Origin of the sequence: Streptomyces argenteolus, from assembly GCF_042902585.1 — a bacterium.
Classification (GTDB): domain Bacteria; phylum Actinomycetota; class Actinomycetes; order Streptomycetales; family Streptomycetaceae; genus Streptomyces; species Streptomyces argenteolus.
The window spans coordinates 116507-134912 of record NZ_JBIBEG010000003.1 but is presented as its reverse complement, the minus strand read 5'-3'; the positions used below and the strand labels follow the sequence as shown (position 1 = coordinate 134912).

At 72.2% G+C, this 18406-nt stretch carries 16 protein-coding genes; 5 read left to right on the top strand and 11 right to left on the bottom strand.

Annotated features, from left to right (window positions below; all coding sequences use genetic code 11):
- Window position 1: 1 nt before the first annotated feature.
- The gene (locus ACFY8O_RS13175) at window positions 2-1117 is read right to left on the bottom strand and encodes an alpha/beta fold hydrolase (protein ID WP_387901389.1); all 1116 of its coding nucleotides are present in this window, start codon (window positions 1115-1117) and stop codon (window positions 2-4) included.
- Between the two features lie 313 nt (window positions 1118-1430).
- On the opposite strand from ACFY8O_RS13175, the gene ACFY8O_RS13170 reads away from it, so the two are divergent.
- A complete protein-coding gene (locus tag ACFY8O_RS13170) occupies window positions 1431-1643 on the top strand; it encodes an MbtH family protein (protein WP_387901387.1) in 213 nt (70 codons plus the stop codon).
- Between the two features lie 226 nt (window positions 1644-1869).
- On the opposite strand, the gene argB is transcribed toward ACFY8O_RS13170, so the two are convergent.
- The 4 genes from argB to ACFY8O_RS13150 all read right to left on the bottom strand — a co-directional run bounded on the left by argB (window position 1870) and on the right by ACFY8O_RS13150 (window position 6322).
- Window positions 1870-2826 carry an acetylglutamate kinase gene (gene argB, locus ACFY8O_RS13165; protein ID WP_387901384.1) on the bottom strand — a complete coding sequence of 319 codons (957 nt, stop codon included), beginning with the start codon at window positions 2824-2826 and terminating at the stop codon, window positions 1870-1872.
- A gap of 691 nt (window positions 2827-3517) precedes the next feature.
- Window positions 3518-4981, bottom strand: a complete 1464-nt coding sequence (locus tag ACFY8O_RS13160; RefSeq protein WP_387901383.1) for a hypothetical protein — start codon at window positions 4979-4981, stop codon at window positions 3518-3520.
- Between the two features lie 243 nt (window positions 4982-5224).
- Complete coding sequence (locus tag ACFY8O_RS13155) at window positions 5225-5308, bottom strand: putative leader peptide (RefSeq protein WP_387902533.1); 84 nt, start codon at window positions 5306-5308, stop codon at window positions 5225-5227.
- A gap of 135 nt (window positions 5309-5443) precedes the next feature.
- Window positions 5444-6322 (bottom strand): triphosphoribosyl-dephospho-CoA synthase, encoded by an 879-nt coding sequence (locus ACFY8O_RS13150; RefSeq protein WP_387901381.1) that lies wholly within the window; start codon window positions 6320-6322, stop codon window positions 5444-5446.
- Window positions 6323-6679: 357 nt separating this feature from the next.
- Between ACFY8O_RS13150 and ACFY8O_RS13145 the strand changes: the two genes are divergently transcribed.
- Window positions 6680-7441, top strand: a complete 762-nt coding sequence (locus tag ACFY8O_RS13145; protein WP_387901379.1) for an IclR family transcriptional regulator — start codon at window positions 6680-6682, stop codon at window positions 7439-7441.
- A gap of 222 nt (window positions 7442-7663) precedes the next feature.
- On the opposite strand, the gene ACFY8O_RS13140 is transcribed toward ACFY8O_RS13145, so the two are convergent.
- From ACFY8O_RS13140 to ACFY8O_RS13125, 4 genes are all read right to left on the bottom strand, one after another.
- Window positions 7664-8455, bottom strand: coding sequence for an ABC transporter permease (locus ACFY8O_RS13140; RefSeq protein WP_145805066.1), 792 nt, complete (start codon window positions 8453-8455; stop codon window positions 7664-7666).
- The gene (locus tag ACFY8O_RS13135; RefSeq protein ID WP_387901377.1) at window positions 8452-9453 is read right to left on the bottom strand and encodes an ATP-binding cassette domain-containing protein; all 1002 of its coding nucleotides are present in this window, start codon (window positions 9451-9453) and stop codon (window positions 8452-8454) included. Before ACFY8O_RS13135 ends, ACFY8O_RS13140 begins: the two co-directional genes overlap by 4 nt.
- A 60-nt stretch (window positions 9454-9513) precedes the next feature.
- Complete coding sequence (locus ACFY8O_RS13130) at window positions 9514-10356, bottom strand: DUF4097 family beta strand repeat-containing protein (RefSeq protein ID WP_387901374.1); 843 nt, start codon at window positions 10354-10356, stop codon at window positions 9514-9516.
- An 86-nt stretch (window positions 10357-10442) separates the two neighbouring features.
- Complete coding sequence (locus tag ACFY8O_RS13125; RefSeq protein WP_387901371.1) at window positions 10443-10964, bottom strand: hypothetical protein; 522 nt, start codon at window positions 10962-10964, stop codon at window positions 10443-10445.
- A 456-nt stretch (window positions 10965-11420) separates the two neighbouring features.
- On the opposite strand from ACFY8O_RS13125, the gene ACFY8O_RS13120 reads away from it, so the two are divergent.
- From ACFY8O_RS13120 to ACFY8O_RS13110, 3 genes are all read left to right on the top strand, one after another.
- Window positions 11421-12800, top strand: a complete 1380-nt coding sequence (locus tag ACFY8O_RS13120) for an alpha-amylase (protein WP_387901368.1) — start codon at window positions 11421-11423, stop codon at window positions 12798-12800.
- 134 nt (window positions 12801-12934) lie between these two features.
- The gene (locus ACFY8O_RS13115; RefSeq protein ID WP_387901365.1) at window positions 12935-13861 is read left to right on the top strand and encodes an adenosine kinase; all 927 of its coding nucleotides are present in this window, start codon (window positions 12935-12937) and stop codon (window positions 13859-13861) included.
- 288 nt (window positions 13862-14149) lie between these two features.
- Window positions 14150-15031, top strand: coding sequence for an endo alpha-1,4 polygalactosaminidase (locus ACFY8O_RS13110; protein ID WP_387901362.1), 882 nt, complete (start codon window positions 14150-14152; stop codon window positions 15029-15031).
- Between the two features lie 455 nt (window positions 15032-15486).
- Here ACFY8O_RS13110 and ACFY8O_RS13105 read toward each other — a convergent pair whose 3' ends face one another.
- Window positions 15487-16752, bottom strand: coding sequence for an arginine deiminase (locus tag ACFY8O_RS13105; protein WP_145805056.1), 1266 nt, complete (start codon window positions 16750-16752; stop codon window positions 15487-15489).
- A 45-nt stretch (window positions 16753-16797) separates the two neighbouring features.
- Window positions 16798-18252: a basic amino acid/polyamine antiporter gene (locus tag ACFY8O_RS13100; RefSeq protein WP_387901359.1), complete on the bottom strand. Its 1455-nt coding sequence runs from the start codon at window positions 18250-18252 to the stop codon at window positions 16798-16800.
- Between the last annotated feature and the right edge of the window lie 154 nt (window positions 18253-18406).

Here is an 18406-nt window from a genome sequence, read left to right as displayed (position 1 = left end):
CCTACCGGTCCAGCGCCCAGGCGACATCCCTCAGCAGGGCGTGACGCCAGCCGGCCCGGTCGTGGTCCGAAGGCGACCTGGAGACCCGCACGGTCGCACCGGCCCGGGCGGCGAGCGTCTCGGCCGCCTCGCAGTGCGGCAGCATGCGTGTCTCGTGTTCCCCCACGTCGAACGCGACCCGCAGCGCGGAGAGGTCGGGGCCCCGCCGCAGACGGGCGGCGAGGGCGCCGCCGACCGGTCCGCCCAGCGGATCGGGGCGGTCCGGCGCTCCTGGCTCCCACCAGAACGACGGTGACTGGAGGGCGAGCCGGGAGACCAGCTCCGGGAACTCCAGCGCCGCGTACATGGCGCTGAGCCCGCCGAGGCTCTGCCCCGCGACCACCAGCCGGTCCCAGTCCGCGGGCACCCCCGACTCCGCCACCAGCGGCGGCAGTTCGTCCCGCACGGCTTCCCAGAGCGCGGGGGTGCACGCGAACTCGGCCTCTCGGTCCTTGGCCGGGAGGAAGACGAGGGTCACCGGAGGCATGTCGCCGCAGGCGACGGCCGAGTCGAACGCGGCCATGGCCGGATGGAGGTGGAGCCAGTCGTCGCCGTCGAGCAGCAGGACTGCCGGCCCGCCTCCCCCGACGGGGTGCACACGCACGGTACGGCGGCCGCCGAGTCGTCCGCTCGCCCAGCGGACCCGGGTGCGCGGGACCGGGAGGACGTCGTCCGCACCGACGGCGGGCCAGTGCGGCTGCGGCGGAAGGCCGGGCGTCGCGGCGACGGAGCGGTCACCGCCCGCGCCGGACGGGTTGAACGGATCGGCGTACGCCCCGTCGTCGGCGAGGAACCGGTAGGTCACGCGCAGCCGCGCGGGCATGCGCACCTCGGCGTACCAGCAGTCCGTGCCGGCCCACCGGCGCAGGGGCACGGGTGCCGACCAGCTCTCGAAGTCGATGTGCGCGGGCGACCCGCGCCGGAGGAACAGGGTCAGCCACCCGCCCTCCCCGTCGGGGACCGCGACGGGTGTGCTCACCGCCGCCCAGAACGCCTCCGTGCCCGGCGTGCCGGGGAGCCCGTACGCGCCGAAGGCGTTCTCCCGGTCCGTCACCAGGCCCGCCGCCCGCCCGGTCACGCGTCGCCGGCCGCGTGGCCGTCAGGGCTCCGGAACGACGTGAAGACCGGTGCCTTCCCGCCGTCCGTGGTGCGGACCCGTTCCCTCACCCGGTGCATGAACGTCTCCTTGTGAGCAGCAAGTTGAAGGGCTAAGCTCGCGTTGATTAGGGGAGCCTAACCTAATCGTGGCCTTCTCTTCCATCCCCGAACCATCTTCCGGACGGGGCCCGCCACGCCGGTCCCGTACCCGGCCCGGCCGGACCCGCCGCCGAACCGACGCACACCTCGACGCGGCCGTCCGGGCCCCGTCGGACCCGAGGAGGAACTGCCGGATGAGCACCAACCCCTTCGACGACCCCGAAGGCCGCTTCCTGGTCCTGGTGAACGACGAGGGCCAGCACTCGCTCTGGCCGTCCTTCGCCGCCGTGCCCGGCGGGTGGACGACCGTCCTGGAGGAGAGCTCACGCGAGGCGTGCCTGCAGTTCATCGAGGCCCGGTGGACCGATCTGCGGCCCCGCTCGCTCGCCGAGTCGGCAGGCGCCTGACGCCACGGCGAGGGGCCCGGCCACGGCCGGAAGGGAGGCCCCGTGTGCCGTGGGGCCTCCCTTCCGCGCGGCCGTACGGGACGCCGGTCCGCCCGGTGGCGCCGTGCGCCGTGGGGAACACCCGCGCCGCGGGGGCGACGCGTGCGCGGCGTCGGGATTTCCCCGGATTTCCCGCAGTCGGCCGCCCGTTCCGCGACGGGCGGCCGTTGCCGTGTCAGGCCCGCGGTTACGGGTTCGCGCCCGCCACCGCGGGTTCGGCGGTGCCGTGGACGGAGTCCTCCGGCCTGCCGGGTGGCACGCATCCCGGTCCCGGAACCACGGTGGTCCCGGGGCTGGTCTCGTCGAGGACGCCCCGCAGCACCGCGTGCGGCACCCGGCCGTCGAGTACGTGGGCCTGGCCCACGCCGCCACGGACGGCGCGCAGGCAGCCCTCCAGTTTGGGCAGCATCCCGCTCGTCAGGCCCGGCAGCATCTGCTGGACGGCGTCCGCGGTGAGGCGCTGGAGCACGGAGGTGCTGCGCGGCCAGTCCGCGTAGACCCCTTCCACGTCGGTGAGCATCACGAGTCGCTCGGCGCCCAGGGCCACGGCGAGGGACGCCGCGGCAAGGTCGGCGTTGACGTTGTAGACCTGCCCGTCCTCACCGCGCGCCACGGGGGAGACCACGGGGATGTGCCCCTGCTCCAGAAGCGTGCGCAGCATGCCCGGTCTCACGTCCACGACGTCACCGACCAGGCCGATGTCGACCGGGCGGCCGTCCACCCGGGCCGTGCGCCGTACCGCCGTCATGGTGTGCGCGTCCTCGCCGGTCATGCCCACGGCGAAAGGGCCGTGCAGGTTGATGTGGCCGACCAGTTCACGCTGGACCCTGCCCGTCAGCACCATGCGCACCACGTCCATGACCTCCGGAGTGGTCACCCGCAGCCCGGCCTCGAAGCGGCTCTCCAGGCCGAGGCGGTCCAGCATCGCGTTGATCTGCGGGCCGCCCCCGTGCACCACGACGGGTCGCAGCCCGGCCTGCCGCAACCGCACCACGTCCTGGGCGAAGGACCGCTGGAGGCCCGCGTCCACCATGGCGTTGCCGCCGAACTTCACCACGACCGTGCCGCTGCGCGGTCGTTCCCGCCGGGGCTGTCCCCCGGCCGGCGGCTCTGCTGACGTGCGGTTCCTGACGAGCGGTCCCATGTCTCTCCTCATCCCGTGTGCGAGCGGCCCGTGCCGTCCGAGTGCGCCCCGTGCCCTGTGCCCCGGTCACCCGCTCCTCGCCCCCAGGGCCGGGTGCGCGCGTCGGGCCGTCCGTCGGGCGGCACGTGGCGCTACGGGCGAGGGGGCGGAGAGCCGTGGCGTGCTCCTCTGCGGTGCCGTCCGCCACCGGGGCGGCGAACGGCCGGATGCCGTGCAGGAAGGCGTCCGCCGGTGTCATCGGGACGCCGAGGTGAGCGTGCATCGCGCAGATGATCCGTTGGTCACGGCCCCGCGAACGCGGCGGAGTACCGAGATGACTGCGCGGAGAGGCGCCTCGGCGTACCGGCGGCCGTCAGGGTGGCACGGTCGCGGCCCGCGCACCGTCCGTCCTGACCGGCCCGCACGGGTCGACGAGAGCCCCCGTCCGCCGGGCGGCTGCCCCGCGTGTTCCGCGAGGATCACCGGCAGTGCCGTCACGGTCCAGGTGCGGGACCGGGACGGCGCCCGTCGGCCCGGCGTGGGGGAGGGGCCGGCGGCGGGCACACGCATGGACCGACTCCCCCTGACGGCACGCCCCTTCGAGCCTGACTTAGCTGAGCCTAACCTAAACATGCCGTGCAATGGAGGGGCACACGGCGGGAGTTGACGCGTGAGGCCGTGGCGGGCAGGCAGCGCTGCCCGCCACGCGCGCTCACTGCGCGGTGATGCGCAGTACGCCGGTCACGGTTCCCTGCAGGAAGGCGCCGTCCTCGGTGATCGTGCCCGCCATCTGGAGGGTGTCGAAGAGCGAGCCCACACCGACCTTGCCGGAGCGGGTGATCTGTCCGTTCGCGGGGTCGATCTGCACGTAGCGGAAGGGGTCGAGCAAGCTCGTTCCCCTGGTGCCGGGGATCAGCGGATCGCGCACGACGGTGTGCAGCAGGCCGTCGGCCGTCGAGAGCTTCGGGACGGCGGCCGACCGTAGCGCGTTGTCCCAGACCAGTGAGCAGCCCGTGCCGTCCGCGCGTACGTCCACCCGGGACAGGCCCCCGGCGAAGTCGGCCGAGGCGGGCACGCTGGTCCCCGCGCCCTCGGGGACCGCGGGGTAGGGGTATCCGTAGGTGCCCGCCACGAAGACGCTGCGTCCGGCCCCCACGGGGGAGTTCTCGCTGCCGGGACCGCCGGCCGCCCGGAGCACCGGCACCGAGCAGACGTCCGAGCCGTCGGCGGTGCGATAGACCTTCAGATGCGCTGCGGAGTCCGCGTTGTCCACGATGGTGACGTACTCCGTGCCCGTTCCCGGCCCGAAGAAGGTCGGGGTCGATCCGCTGCCCCAGCTCAGCAGGCCGGGCTTACGGGCGGAGCCACGGTCGTAGGCCGTGCGCCAGACGATCCTCGGGGTGCCGTCCTCGGTGTCCAGCAGATAGGTGGCATGGGTCGTGGTGACCGCCGTTCCCTCAGGAGCCGTCGAGATGCTGTTGGCGACGCGCTCGCCGGCCGGCAGCCTGAGCGTCTTCACGGTGCCGGTGGAGTCGTCCGCGGTGCCCACCACGCCACCGCCCGTGGCGAACCACACGCGCCCCTTCCAGTCCGGCGCCAGTCCGGTGACCGCGTCGTCCTCGGGTATGACGGAGGCGAGGGAGAGGCGGCGGTCGACCGTCAGGCGCCAGTCACCCTCACTGTCCCTGTGGTGCCCGACGCGCAGCAGGCTGCGACTGCCGTCCGCCACGACCAGCCGGTCCTGGTGGTCGATGTACGCGTACACCCCGCCCAGCAGGGAGCCCTTGGTGAGCGACAGCGTGGTCAGGGAGGAGTTGTCCTCGGGGTCGAGCAGGTGCACGGTGGGCACCTGGCCGAAGATGGGGGTGCACAGGGCGACGGGGTAGCCGTCGGACCCGATCAGCACGGTGGGGCAGGCGGAGGCGAGGGCGGTACGCGAGGACGCGAGCGTGCCCGCACCGGGGCCCGCCCATGGCGTGGTGTCGGACGAACCGGTGTCCCCGTGCATGGTGGCGGTCCCGTCGGGGCCCGCGTACGGGTTGTGCGGTGGGGTGGGGCCGTAGCCGGCGGGCGAGGCGGCCGAGGCGGAACCGGCGCAGCTCAGGACAAGGGCGGCGAGCAGGGCGCCGACGGGCCTCCACCGGGTGGTCCGGCGGCGGCCTGGGAAGTGGGACACAGGACGGTCCTTTCGTCAGGCGAACGGGGCGGAGGGCAGGAGAGTGCGCCGCATGGCAACCGCACCGTGGTGCGGGGGACATCGGCTGGCACGTGCGTGGAGGTGCGCGTGGGGAGTGCCCCGCGGTCGGGGAACCGTCCGGGGCGGAGCACGGCGACGGCGACCCTGGATCGGGTCCGACCCGGGGGCGTGGACGCCCGGCGGGCCGTCAGGTGGAGGGCACGACGAGGCCCGTCCGCGCCGTCAGCCGACGTGGAGACAGAGCGCGCCCGCGGTACGCACGAGATCGACGTGTCGTCGTCGCGTGAGATCCGGGCATCGCTTCATGCGCTGGATCCAAGCAGTCGGCTGACGGGCGGTCAAGACCGGTATCAGCAGCTGGATGAGTGGCACCGGCCGCCGCTGTCGCGTCCGGTCTTCCGTGGCAGCGCCGGCGGCCCCGAGGGCTGCGGACCCGGCGGTCTACCTCGGGACGGACCGGAACCCACCGCAAGGAGTCCGGCGCGCACGGAGAGGCAGCGCGTCCGCGAACAGGGCGCCCGCGAGCAGCCCCGCGCTGCCCCGAGGGCTCCAGCCACGCGCGTGGAGCGAGGAGTCGAGAGCGACGAGGGCCGCCGCCCCCGCGTCCGTCGCGGTACCCCCCGACTCCAGCACTCCCCGGGCCTCCGCCTGCACCTGTCGCAGGCCGAAAGGGCCGGCGGTGTACAGGAGTTCGGTGTCCTGGAGGGTGGACATCACCGTCAGCAGGGCGTCCAGCCGGGCCTGGGGCTCGGTGGCACCCGCGTCCCGGGCGCCGGCGAGCGCGACGAGTGCCCGGCGCACGTGGGGGAACCCCGCTCTCGCCTCGCCCCGCGCCCCGGCCGCCCCGAACGTCACCGAGACCGAGGACCCACGGGACGGCCTGCGCGGCGCACCCCGGTCGGGGTGCGCCGCAAGGCTCCTCGTCAGCGCGACCACGTCAGCCGCTCGCGCGTCGGGCTCCAGTGCCGCCGCCGCGACCAGGTGCCCCAGGGCCCACAGGGCGCCCCGGTGTCCGCCGCCCGCACGGGCCACCGTGCGCTCGATGGACCGCCCGATCGCGCCCAGCTCCGCACGCAGCCGGGGCGTGGGGGCGCCCGCTCGCCGCGCGGCCGAGGCCATCGCGGCGAGACCGGGTTCGAGGGCGGCGGCCGACCAGCGCAGGGTCCGGTGGTCCCGTAGCCCCGCCCCGGCGCCGAGATCCCGGGGGTCCGGCAGTCCCGGCTTGGGGAGCAGGGCGATCTGGCCGACGAGCGCGTCCACGGCGGTACGCGCGAGCGCCTGATCCTCGTGGCTGCTGGTCATGGGCCGGCTGCTGGTCATGGTGCGATGCTAGGAACGCACCCTGTCCGGGAGGTGGGTGGCGCCTGTGCCCGTGCTGTGCGCGCGGTCCGGGCCCGCACCCCGGACGTCGACATCGCTCCTCCGTACGCGGCTCGCGGCGAGAGTTGCCGCGGGGTGGCCCGGGCGAGCGTGCCCTCCGTCGCACGGATGGCGTCACGGCCATTCCGCCCGGAGGGAAAGCCTGCGCTTCGCGTCCCGCGAGTCTCGCGCTGTGTCGCCGGGAACGCATGGGCCGTGGACCGTGGTTGGTCAGTCGTCCGGTCCGGCCGGGATCATGGGTACGGGCGCCGCACATGGACACGGCACCCGCGCGCCAACTGAGAGGAACCGGACCCCGTGGCCGAAGCCAAGAGCTACATCATCGAGTCGCTGGACACCGGGCTTCGGCTGATGCGCCTCTTCCTCACCCACGACACGCTGTCCGTCACCGCCGCCGCCAGGGAACTCGAGGTCGCGCGGTCCACCGCCCATCGCGTGCTCAGCACCCTGGAGGCACGCGGCTTCGCCACCCGCGACGCGTCGGGCCGTGGATACTCGGCGGGACCCGAGTTGGTCACGCTGGGCCGCCCCGCGGGGTACGGCCCTGACATCAGGGGCCGGCTCCAGGCGGTCCTGGACGCGGCGGCCACCGCGACCGGGGAGACCATCAGCGCCGCCGCCCTGATCGGCGACCAGGTGATCATCACGGACGGCCGGGAGTCGTCCCACCCGGTCCGTGCCGTCCTGGAGACCGGCCGCGCCCACCCCGCTCACGCCACGTCGGCAGGCAAGGTGCTCCTCGCCCAGCTCACCAGCGAACAGGTCTGCGCCCTCTACCCGGTGGAGCGGCTGCCCGGTGTCACCGGCCGGACCCTGGTCTCCAGGGCGGCCCTGCTCGCCGAACTGGTGCGCATCCGTACGCTGGGGCGTGCCGAGAGCGCGGGTGAATCCGTGGAGGGAATGAACGCCGTCGCCGTCCCGCTGGCGGGCAACAGCTGGCGCGACCGGCTCGCGCTGATGGCCACCATGCCGGCGGACCGGGGCACCGCGTCCGCGCTGGCCCAGCACGCCGTGGAACTCCGCAGGGCCGCAGGCCTCCTGTCGCACCCGTCCGCCTGAACCGCGGTCCCGGCAAAGTGCTCACCGGACCGTGCTCCTGCGCGGCGGTGCGTTCACGACCTGAGGCGTACGTCGCCCGTCGTGGTTCCCGGTCCTGCCCGGACCCGGCAGGTCTCGCCGGGAACCACGACGAAGCGACGTACGCCGACATGGTGCCGACGTACGCCGCCCTGAGGCGATCCGGTGGAGGCACGGGTGCATCCCCCCCCGGACGGTGTGCCGCTACTTCGGGTCGCGAACGAACAGAGACGTGGACCACACGTAGCCGAGAGCGGTCAGCGCCAGGCACCAGGCGACGGCGAGCCATCCGTTGTGGCCGATCTCGCTGCCGAGCAGCAGACCCCGGAGCGTCTCGATGGCCGGGGTGAAGGGCTGGTACTCGGCGATCGGCCGGAACCAGCCCGGCATCGCGTCGACCGGCACGAAGGCGCTGGAGAGGAGCGGGAGGAGCACCAGCGGCATCGCGCTGTTGCTGGCGGCCTCGGCGTTGGGGCTGCCCAGGCCCATACCCACGGCGATCCAGGTGAGGGCGAGGGAGACCAGGGCCAGCAGCCCGACCGCGAGGACCCACTCCACGGCGGTGGCGTCCGTGGCCCGGAATCCGATGGCGACCGCGACGGCGCCCACGAGGATCACGCTCATCACACACTGCAGCACGCTGCCGAGGACGTGCCCGACGAGCACCGACCCGCGGTGGATCGCCATGGTCCGGAAGCGGGCGATGATCCCCTCGGTCATGTCCGTGGCGACGGACACCGCGCTTCCGACCGTGGTTCCGCCGATGGTCAGCAGCAGGATGCCGGGGACGACGTACGCGAGGTACTGGGCTCTGCCGCCCTCCCCGCCCCCGATGCCCGCACTCATCACGTCTCCGAAGACGTAGACGAAGAGCAGCAGCATCATGATCGGCGTGAGCAGGAGGTTGAGGGTGAGCGAGGGGTAGCGGCGGGCGTGCAGGAGGTTGCGCCGCAGCATGGTGGAGGAGTCGCGTACGGCGAGGGAGAGGTTGCTCATCGGGCGGTCTCCTTGGTCGGGGCGGGGAGGGTGGTGGAGCCGGTGAGGGCGAAGAAGACGTCGTCGAGGTCGGGGGTGTGGACGGTGAGTTCGTCGGCCTCGATGCCGGAGGTGTCGAGGCGGTCGAGGATGGCGCGCAGGTCGCGCTGGCTGCCGTCGCTGAGGATCTGGAGTGTGAGGGCTTCGTCGTCGTGGGTGGCGTCGGTGAGGGTGGTGGCGGCGGAGCGGTAGGTGGTGGGGTCGGTGAACCGCAGGCGTACGTGGCCGCCGGGGATGAGGCGCTTGAGTTCGCGGGCGGTGCCTTCGGCGGCGATCCTGCCGTTGTTCAGGACGGCGATGCGGTCGGCGAGTTCGTCGGCCTCCTCCAGGTACTGCGTGGTGAGGAAGACGGTCACGCCGCCGGTGACGAGTTCGCGGATGATCTGCCACATGGTGTGGCGTGAGCGCGGGTCGAGGCCGGTGGTCGGCTCGTCGAGGAAGATGATCCTCGGGCTGCCGACGAGGGTCATGGCGATGTCGAGGCGGCGTTTCATGCCGCCGGAGTAGGTGGAGGCGGGCTTCTTCGCGGCGTCGGTGAGGTCGAAGCGCTCCAGCAGCTCGGCGGTGACCCTGCGGCCCTCGGTCTTGGAGAGATGGTGCAGGTCCGCCATGAGGAGCATGTTCTCCTCGCCGGTGATCAGCCCGTCGACCGCGGAGAACTGGCCGGTGACCCCGATCGCCGCCCGCACCACCTGCGGGTCCGTCGCCAGGTCGTGACCCGCCACCTGCGCCTGGCCGCCGTCGGCGCCGATGAGCGTGGACAGGATCTTCACGACGGTGGTCTTGCCCGCGCCGTTGGGCCCGAGCAGAGCGAAGACGGACCCTGCCTGGATGCGCAGGTCGATGCCGTCGAGCACGGCCCTGTCGCCGTAGGACTTGCGCAGGCCGACGGCGGAGACGGCGGCGGGGACCTGCTGACCGTCACCCTCAATAGTCGTGTGCATGACAGAATTGGGCATGGAGGCCTCCTGTGCGAGGGCTGAAGTGGCGGGGGGAGTGGCGGATTTGACGGGTGGAACTCAGGCCTTGGCGCGGCGGATGTCGATGTTGCCGTGCCGGGTGCGCGCGCGAATCCTGACGGTGTCCTCGGACTGCTCCGGGCTCTCGGAGGCGGTGAGGGTGTTGCGGACCTGCCCGGCCCCCGAGCTCACGTCGAGCCAGGCGGCCGTGCCTTCGCGGACGCCGACCTCGATGGCGCCGTACGAGGTCTCCAACTGGACGGTTCCGCGCACCACTTCACCCACCCGCAGGGTGCCGTGAGCCGTGGCGGCGGTGACCGAGGCGTCGGCCCGACGGATCTCGATGTCGCCGTTGGCGCCGTTCACCCGGAGCTCGCCGGTCGCGGCGTCGACGGTGGTGGTGCCGTGGGAGTTCTTCAGGACCGCCGATCCGTCGAGCAGTCCGACGCGCAGGCTGCCGGAGCTGGTGGTGATCTCGGCCGTTCCCTCGACCCGGTCCACGGTGATCGAGCCGTGCGACGCCTTCAGGTGCAGCGGTCCGGTCGCGTCCAGGCGTACGTCGCCGGAGGAGGTCTTCACGCGGGCCTCACCGAGCCGGCCCTCGCCGAGCACCTGGACCCAGGCTCCGGTGACGTCGATGCTCGAGCCCGAAGGCAGCTCGACCGTGACGTCGACGGTGCCGGTGCGGCCGAACAGATTGGGCTTGGGCGTCCTGATGGTCAGTACGCCGCCCGCGTACCTGGCCTCGGTCTGATCGGCCGCCCGTACGTCCAGGTCCCGCTTCGGGTCACGGGGGCGCACCTCGACCACGGTGTCGACGCGGTCGCCCGCGGTGAACTGGATCGAACCGGCGTCCACGTGCGTCGTGGCCGAGATGGGCTCGGGAGTGTCGAAAGAAGGCATGGCTGTCCCGTCCTCTTGAGGCTTCAGGGCGTCCCCGCTGGTGGGACGTGTGATGGGTGACGTGAGGGAGTGGGTGCCGGCTGCGGCTAGCGCACCCAGCCGGTGAAGCTCTGACCGACGGTCTGGGACTTCTCCGTCGTGTGCGGCCGAGCGCCGCCGCCGTCGACGGCCGCCGACACGGCCCGCACCAGCCACGCGTTGACCGAGAGGCCTTCGCGGTTCGCCGCCTCCTCCGCGCGGGCCTTCAGGTGGGCCGGAAGGCGCAGGTTGACGCGGGCGGTGCCGCCCTCGTCGCCGTCGGACGGAGCCGGGGCCCTCGGTGATTCGAAGGGCCCCGGCTCCGCGGTGGCACCGGCGCCGTCGGTCGGCGGCGGCGTCACCACGAAGTCGGGGTCGAGCCCGCGGAGCCGCACGTCGACCGAGCCCGGGGCGAGTTCACGGGTGATCTCGTCCGTCGCGGCCGAGAGCACGTTGAGCAGGGTCAGCCGGGTCGCCGACTCCAGAGGGGCGGTGAGCCTCTCTGCCAGCTCACGAGCTTCCTGGCCGCCGGCCTCGGCGGCCACCGCGAGTTCTCGGCGAAGGGTGTCGACGTACGGGGTGAGGTCCATGACGCCATAGTGGCACCACTATGGCGTCATGTGCAAGCCGTCTGGGGGGAGTGGCGCGGCCGAGCCTGGTCGCAAGTCTCTGACCTGCGCACATATGCGGGTGATGGATCTGGTGGCAGTGGTGTCATGGGTGGGTAGGGGCCTGTGGGGTTGGGTGATGGCACCGAATGGCGTCACGTGGTGCCACTTGGTGCCGCTCGGCGCCACGGCGCGTCCGGTTCGCCGTGAAGGGGGGTGCTCGGGACCGACCGCGGGGCGTGCGGGTCCGCCTTGCGGGGTGGACGAAGCGGCTCGCCGATGCCGGCAGGGGCTTGCGCAAGTGATTGAAAGGTCTTGCAGAAATCCTTGACGGCGGCGCGAGGAGCGGGGCAGGCTCCCAGACGTTCCCCCCACGGCAGCCTGGCGCGTGGCTGTCTTCGAGGGCACAGCCGTGCCCTGTCGTCGAAGGAGCCGCACATGCAGCACCGCTTCCGCCTGCTCGGCGGAACGCTGGCCGGAGCCATGACCGTCGCCTGTACCGCCACACTCGCGCCCTGGCAGTCCCAGGCGGCGCCGCCAGGTGAGAAGACCGTCACCGTCACCATGTTCGAGCGTCGGTACGCCGATGTGGCCGCCGCCTGCACCGACCAGCTCGGACCCGCGGGGTTCGGTCACGTCCAGGTGTCGCCGGCCACCGAGCACATTCAGGGTGACCAGTGGTGGACCTCCTACCAGCCCGTCAGCTACCGGATCGCCGGCCGCCTGGGTGACCGTGACGCCTTCGCCGGGATGGTGGAGACCTGCCATGCCGCAGGCGTCAAGGTCATCGCGGACGTCGTCGTCAATCACATGGCCGCCGGGTCCGGGACAGGAACCGGGGGCACGGCCTACACGAAGTACGGCTATCCGGGGTACTTCCAGGACTCCGACTTCCACACCTGCCGCACGGCCGTCACCGACTACGCGGACCGGGAAGACGTCCAGAACTGCGAACTCGTGGGACTCGCCGACCTCGACACCGGCAAGGACGAGGTCCGCTCCACCATCGCCGCGTACCTCGACGACCTGCGCGGAATGGGGGTGGACGGTTTCCGCGTGGACGCGGCCAAGCACATGGCGGCCGCCGATGTGGCCACCGTCAAGGGGAAGATGCGCGACCCCGGCTTCTGGGTCTCCGAGGTCATCCACGGCGCCGGGGAGGCGGTGCAGCCGGAGGAGTACACGGGCATCGGCGACGTGGACGAGTTCCGCTACGGGGGCCACCTCAAGAGTGCCTTCCAGGGGGGTGATCTGGCCCAGCTGAAGTCCGTCGCCGACGGCAAGCTGGCCGGTGCCTCCGCCCGCACGTTCGTCGACAACTGGGACACCGAGCGCAACGGCTCGACGCTGACGTACAAGGACGGCGCCGCGTACACCCTGGCCAATGTCTTCATGCTCGCCTCCCCGTACGGATCGCCGAACGTGTACTCGGGCTACGAGTGGACCGATCCGGACGCCGGTCCGCCGAGCGGTGCGGACGGCTGGACGGGCACACACGCCCAGCAGGCGATCACCGGCCTGGTCGGCTTCCGCAACGCTGTGGGCTCCGCCGAGCTGACCCACTGGTGGGACGACGGCGGCGCGGCGATCGCCTTCGGCCGCGGTGACAAGGGTTTCGTGGCGCTCAACAACAGTGCCGGGGCCCTGGATCACACGTTCGCGACCTCCTTGCCGGCCGGTACGTACTGCAACGTCGCCGTGGCGCCTGCGGACAGCTGCGACGGGGCCACCGTCACGGTCGCCGCCGACGGCACGGCGCGAGCGGCCTTGCCGGCCCACACCGCACTGGCCCTGCACGTCGGAGCCGAGGTGGGCTGACCCGGCCGGACACGGCGCCCGGCGCCGCCGACGCGCAGGCCGGACCACATCCGGCCTGCGCGTCGTGAGGTACCAGGCCCGTCAGGCCGCCGAACATGCCGAGTAATCCTGGATCGAGAGGCACGAACACCTTCATGGAACAGCGCACCGACGTTCTCGTTCTGGGCGGCGCGGGTGTGGACACCATCGTCCACGTCCCCGAACTGCCCCTGCCCTACGCCGACAGCTACATGATCAGACCCGGCATCGAAACGCGCGCGGGCCAGAGCGGTGACTTCGTCGCGGTGGGTCTGCACTGCCTGGGGCTCCGTACCCACCACCTCGACATGGTGGGCGACGACCACGAGGGCGAGCTGGTCCGGGCCCTGCACCGCGACCGGGGCATTCCGCTCACCGAGATGCCCGCACCGGGCGGCACCAAGCGCGCGGTCAACCTCGTGGGGCCGGACGGGCGCCGGCTGTCCCTGTACGACGCCGACCGCGCACGGGACTCGGACCGTTTCGACGAGCCGACGGTCCGCGCCCTCGCCTCCGCGGCCCGCCACGCGCACGTGGTCATCACCCAGCCGTGCGGGGCGGCGCTGCCCGTTCTCCGGGAGGCCGGCGTGAGCCTGTCCACGGATCTGCACGACTGGGACGGCGCCAACCCGTACCACGAGTCGTTCGCCCTCCAGGCCGACATCGTCTTCCTGTCCAGCGCGGCCCTGGCCGATCCGGAACGCACCATGCGTGACATCACCGCACGGGGCAGGGCGCGGATCGTCGTCGCCACGGCGGGGGCCGAAGGGGCGTACCTGCTGTACGACGGCGAGCTCACGCACACGCCCGCCGTCACGCCGCACGCGCCCGTGGTGGATTCCAACGGTGCCGGGGACGCCTTCGCCTCCGGATTCCTCTTCGGCCGGCTGCGGGGTGAACACCCCCGGCGCGCCGCCCTGTACGGCGCGGTGGCAGGGGCCTACGCGTGCACCGTGCCGTCGACCCGCACGGACGCCATCGGGCGCGAGGACCTGCTCGCCCAGGTCGCCCAGGTCGCTTCGCCGGCGTCCGAAGCCGTCTGACGACGAGCGAGGGCGGAGCGGGAATCGAAGGGGTGCCGAACTCTCGACGATCCTTGCGTGCGGCGGCATGTCCGAATCCGGAAGTCCGAACCATGTCCTGGCTGAGGCTTCCGGGTACCGCCCACGCGGCAGGTCGGGCCGTGCCGGCCACGTCGCCCGGAGGCGGTCCGGTGCGCCATCCCGGGCAACACCGCCCCGAAGAGCCGGTGCGGGGAGCGGTGGCGGAGGATGGACGTGACGCTTCCGGGTCCGGCCTGCCGGCCGGGCCCCCGACACCTGGAGCCACGCGTGCCCGGCCGCCTCCTCTTCCCGCCCCGTCGCCGCGAACGCGTGGCAGCCGCAGGGCTCGCCTCCGTCCTCGGGGCGGCCATGCTGGCGGGATGCTCGGTCGCCGACGAGACCACCCGCAGCCGGGGATCCGAGTCACCCTCGCAGACCGCGGGTGTGCTCCTGCCGAGCGCCGGCATGGCGTTCGACTACCAGATCGGTGAGGGCTACGCGCCGCCGGACGGGGTGCGGGCCGTCTCCCGTGACCGCGAGGACGCACCCGCAGCCGGTCTCTACAACGTCTGCTACGTCAACGCCTTCCAGACGCAGCCCGGAGCGCTGGAGTGGTGGCAGGACACGCATCCGGACCTGCTGCTGCGGGACGACGACGGCGAACTGATCATCGACGAGGGCTGGGACGAAGCGCTCCTCGACACCTCGACGGCGGCCAGGCGCACCCAGCTCACGGAGATCGTCGGGGACTGGATCGACGGTTGCGCGGAGAGCGGCTTCCAGGCGGTCGAGCCGGACAACCTCGACTCCTTCGAACGGTCACAGGGCAAGCTGACGCAGGACCATAACGCCGCGTTCGCGACGGCGCTGGCCGAGCGGGCCCACGAGGACGGCCTGGCGATCGGTCAGAAGAACACCACGGATCTGCTCGGACGGCACCGGGCGATCGGCTTCGACTTCGCGGTGACCGAGGAGTGCGCCCAGTTCGACGAGTGCGACGCGTACGCCGATGCCTACGCCGGCCGCGTCTTCGCGATCGAGTACGAGGGTGAGGGGGACGTGAGCTTCGAGGAGAGCTGCGCCACCTGGGGCGACCGGATCTCGCTCGTCCTGCGCGACCTCGACGTGCTGCCGGCGGGCGCGAAGGGCCACGTGTACCGCACCTGCTGAGCCCTGGGAGCCGACGGCCACCGCTCGCCCCGCTCGGCGAGGAGGCCACGGGGGTCGCCCTGGCGTCCTGCCGGCCCGTGGCGCCGGGGCACCCCGGGCTCGCTCGGCGCGAGGTTCGCCCCACGGCGCCCGGGACGACCCGAGCGCCGATGAACAGCCCGCCGGAGCCGGTCGGGCAGCCCGGAAGCGGGAGACCGGCAGGGCAGTGGGGAGACGGACACCGTCTCCCCACCCGCGAGGACCGGCCCGGCGATGGGGCTCAGGCCGGGCGGGGCCCCACGAGACCCGCCCCCGCGGCGTGCCGAGCTCGCCCGACCGTGACGGTGTTCTCCCAGCTCCACGCCGTCGCCCGGCGCCGGCAGGAAGGGCGCCGGGACGTGGACCGCGACCGGCCGGCCGGTGTCCTCGCCGAGAGGCGGGCCGCCCTCCTCGGCGACGGCGCCCAGGGCCACGCCCTAGAAGTCGACCGGGTCGCGCACGAGCGGGCAGGTCATGCAGTGGCCGCCGCCCCGGCCGCGGCCGAGCTCCCCGCCCACGATCGTGATGACCTCGACGCCCGCGGCCCTCAAGAGCTCGTTCGTCTGGGTGTTGCGGTCGTAGGTGAACACGACCCCGGGCTCGAGAGCGACGGCGTTGTTGCCGCTGTCCCACTGCTGGCGCTCGGAGGCGTACACGTCGCCGCCCGTCTCGACGATCCGCAGGGCCGGCAGGCCGAGACTCCTGGCCACCACGTCGGTGAAGGGCGTCGAGCCCTCGTCGACGACCTCCACTCCCGGTGCCTTGTCGCTGGGGCGGAGCGAGAAGGTGTGGACGGCGTCGATGATCTTCGGATACAGGGTCACGATGTCGCGGTCGGCGAAGGTGAAGACGGTGTCGAGATGCATGGCCGACCTCAGCTTCGGCATGGCCGCCACCACGACGTGCTCGGCGGCCCCCTGCCGGAACAGCGATGCGGCGACCTGCGTGATGGCCTGTCTGGAGGTGCGCTCACTCATCCCCATGAGGACGACCCCGTTGCCGACGGGCATGATGTCACCGCCCTCGAAGGTGGCCTGGCCCCATTCCTGCTCGGGATCCCCCCACCAGACGGTGCTCCCCGCGAAGTCCGGGTGAAAGCGGTAGACCGCCTTCATCAGGAGGGTCTCGTCGTGGCGCGCGGGCCAGTACAGGGGGTTGAGCGTCACCCCTCCGTAGAGCCAGCACGTCGTGTCGCGGGTGTAGAGCGTGTTGGGCAGCGGCGGCATCAGGTACTCCCGTACGCCGGCCGACTCGCGGGCCAGGGCGAGGTAGCCGGAGCGGTACTCCTCGGGCAGGTCGGCGGTGGCCAGACCTCCGATCAGATATTCCGCGAGCTCACGCGGTCGCAGCGATTCGAGGTAGGCGCGGGTCGGCTCGATGAGGCCGAGGCCGACCTCGTTGGCGGTGATCTTGCGGTCGAGCAGCCACGACCTGGCGGCGGGATCCGTCACCGTGCGCGCCAGCACGTCGTGCAGCTCCACCACCTCGACACCGGCCTGCTGGAGGTTGCGCACGAAGTCGGCGTGGTCACGCTGCGCGTTGTCCACCCACATCACGTCGTCGAAGAGCAGATCACCGGCATTGCCCGGGGTGAGCCGCCGGTGGGCGAGACCGGGTGCGCAGACGAGAACCTTGCGCAGCGTGCCGACCTCGGAGTGGACGCCGTGCGTGACAGGCGCGTCCGTCGCGGAGGTGTTCGTCATGAGGGCTGCCTTTCGGTCGGGGAGAGGGCCGCGGGACCGGAACCGTCAGAGGCTGATCCATCCCGCGGCCAGGGCGATCAGGCCGAGCACCGCTCCCGCGACCGAGATCGCGCAGATGACCAGCTCGACGGGGGAGAAGACGCGCCGTCCCTGCTCCCTGCGGGCCATCGCGAAGAGGATCGTGGCGGGGGCGTAGATGATGAAGGAGACCAGGACGAACTTCAGCCCCGCCGCGAAGAGCAGGAAGGCGGTGTAGAGCGTCGCCACGACGCTGACGGCAAGGTCGCGTCCGTGCCCCGTGCCCTTCGTCAGTTCGTCGGGGCGCACCATGATCTTGACGGCGAACGCGGCGGCGAGCAGGAACGGGATCAGGGACAGGGCGCTGGTGAGGTCGAGGGCGAAGTTGAAGGCGTCGTCCGAGAAGAAGGTGATGACGAGGACGACCTGGGACAGCAAGGTCGTCATCAGCAGCGCCGACACGGGCACGTCGGCGGAGGTGGAGCGGCGCAGGAAGCGCGGCATGTCGTCGTCCTTCGCGGCGACGAAGAGCACTTCCGCGGCCATCAGCGTCCAGGCCAGATAGGCCCCCAGCACCGACACGATCAGTCCGACGCTGACGAAGACCTGGCCCCAGGCCCCGACGGCCTCCTCCAGCACCTCGGCCATGGAGGGCTGGCGGAGTTCGGCGATCTCGCCCATCGGCATGATGCCGTAGGACACGATGGTGACCGACGCGAAGACGGCGAAGACGCTGAGGAACCCGAGAACGGTGGCCCGCCCGATGTCCTCCCGGCGCTTCGCGTGCCGCGAGTAGACGCTGGCACCCTCGACCCCGAGGAACACGAACACGGTGGCCAGCATGGTGCCGCGCACCTGGTTGAAGAGGGAGCCGGCGTAGTCCGCGCCCCCGAAGTTGTCCGCGAAGACCTTCGCGTCGAAGAAGAACAGGGCGAGGATGACGAAGACGATGATCGGGACCACCTTGGCCACGGTGACCACCCTGTTGATGGCCGCCGCCTCCTTCACGCCCCGGCGGATGAGCAGGTAGAAGGCCCACAGGCCGAGCGTGGACACGACGACGGCCGGCACGGTGTCGCCGTCGCCGAGCGCCGGCCAGACGGCTCCCACCGTCGAGGTGATGAGCACCCAGTACGTCACGTTGCCCACGCAGGCGCTCGCCCAGTAGCCGAACGCCGAGAAGAACCCCAGGTACTCGCCGAAGCCGGCCTTGGCGTAGGCGTAGACACCCGCGTCGAGATCGGGCCTGCGTACGGCGAGCGTCTGGAAGACGAAGGCGAGCATCAGCATGCCCGCACCGGCGATCGCCCAGGCGATCAGCGCCCCGGCCACGCCCGTCTCCTGGGCGAAGCGGGACGGCAGCGAGAAGACCCCGGCGCCGACCATGGAGCCGACCACCATCATGGTCAGCGTGAGCAGTGACATCTTGACCGCGGTGGTGGGCCCTTCAGGGACGTCGGACCCGGTGCGGGAGCTGGTCATCTGGTCCCCTCATATGGTGCAGATACGAGGGAACTTTAACGGCATATCGTATGTAACGCCCGATAGGTGAGGGTCAGGGTGGCGGGTCGCGCGGCGCCGGGGAGCCCGCCGCGCGATGTCCACGCGCGCCGCCCGGCCTCACGGGTGACGGGGG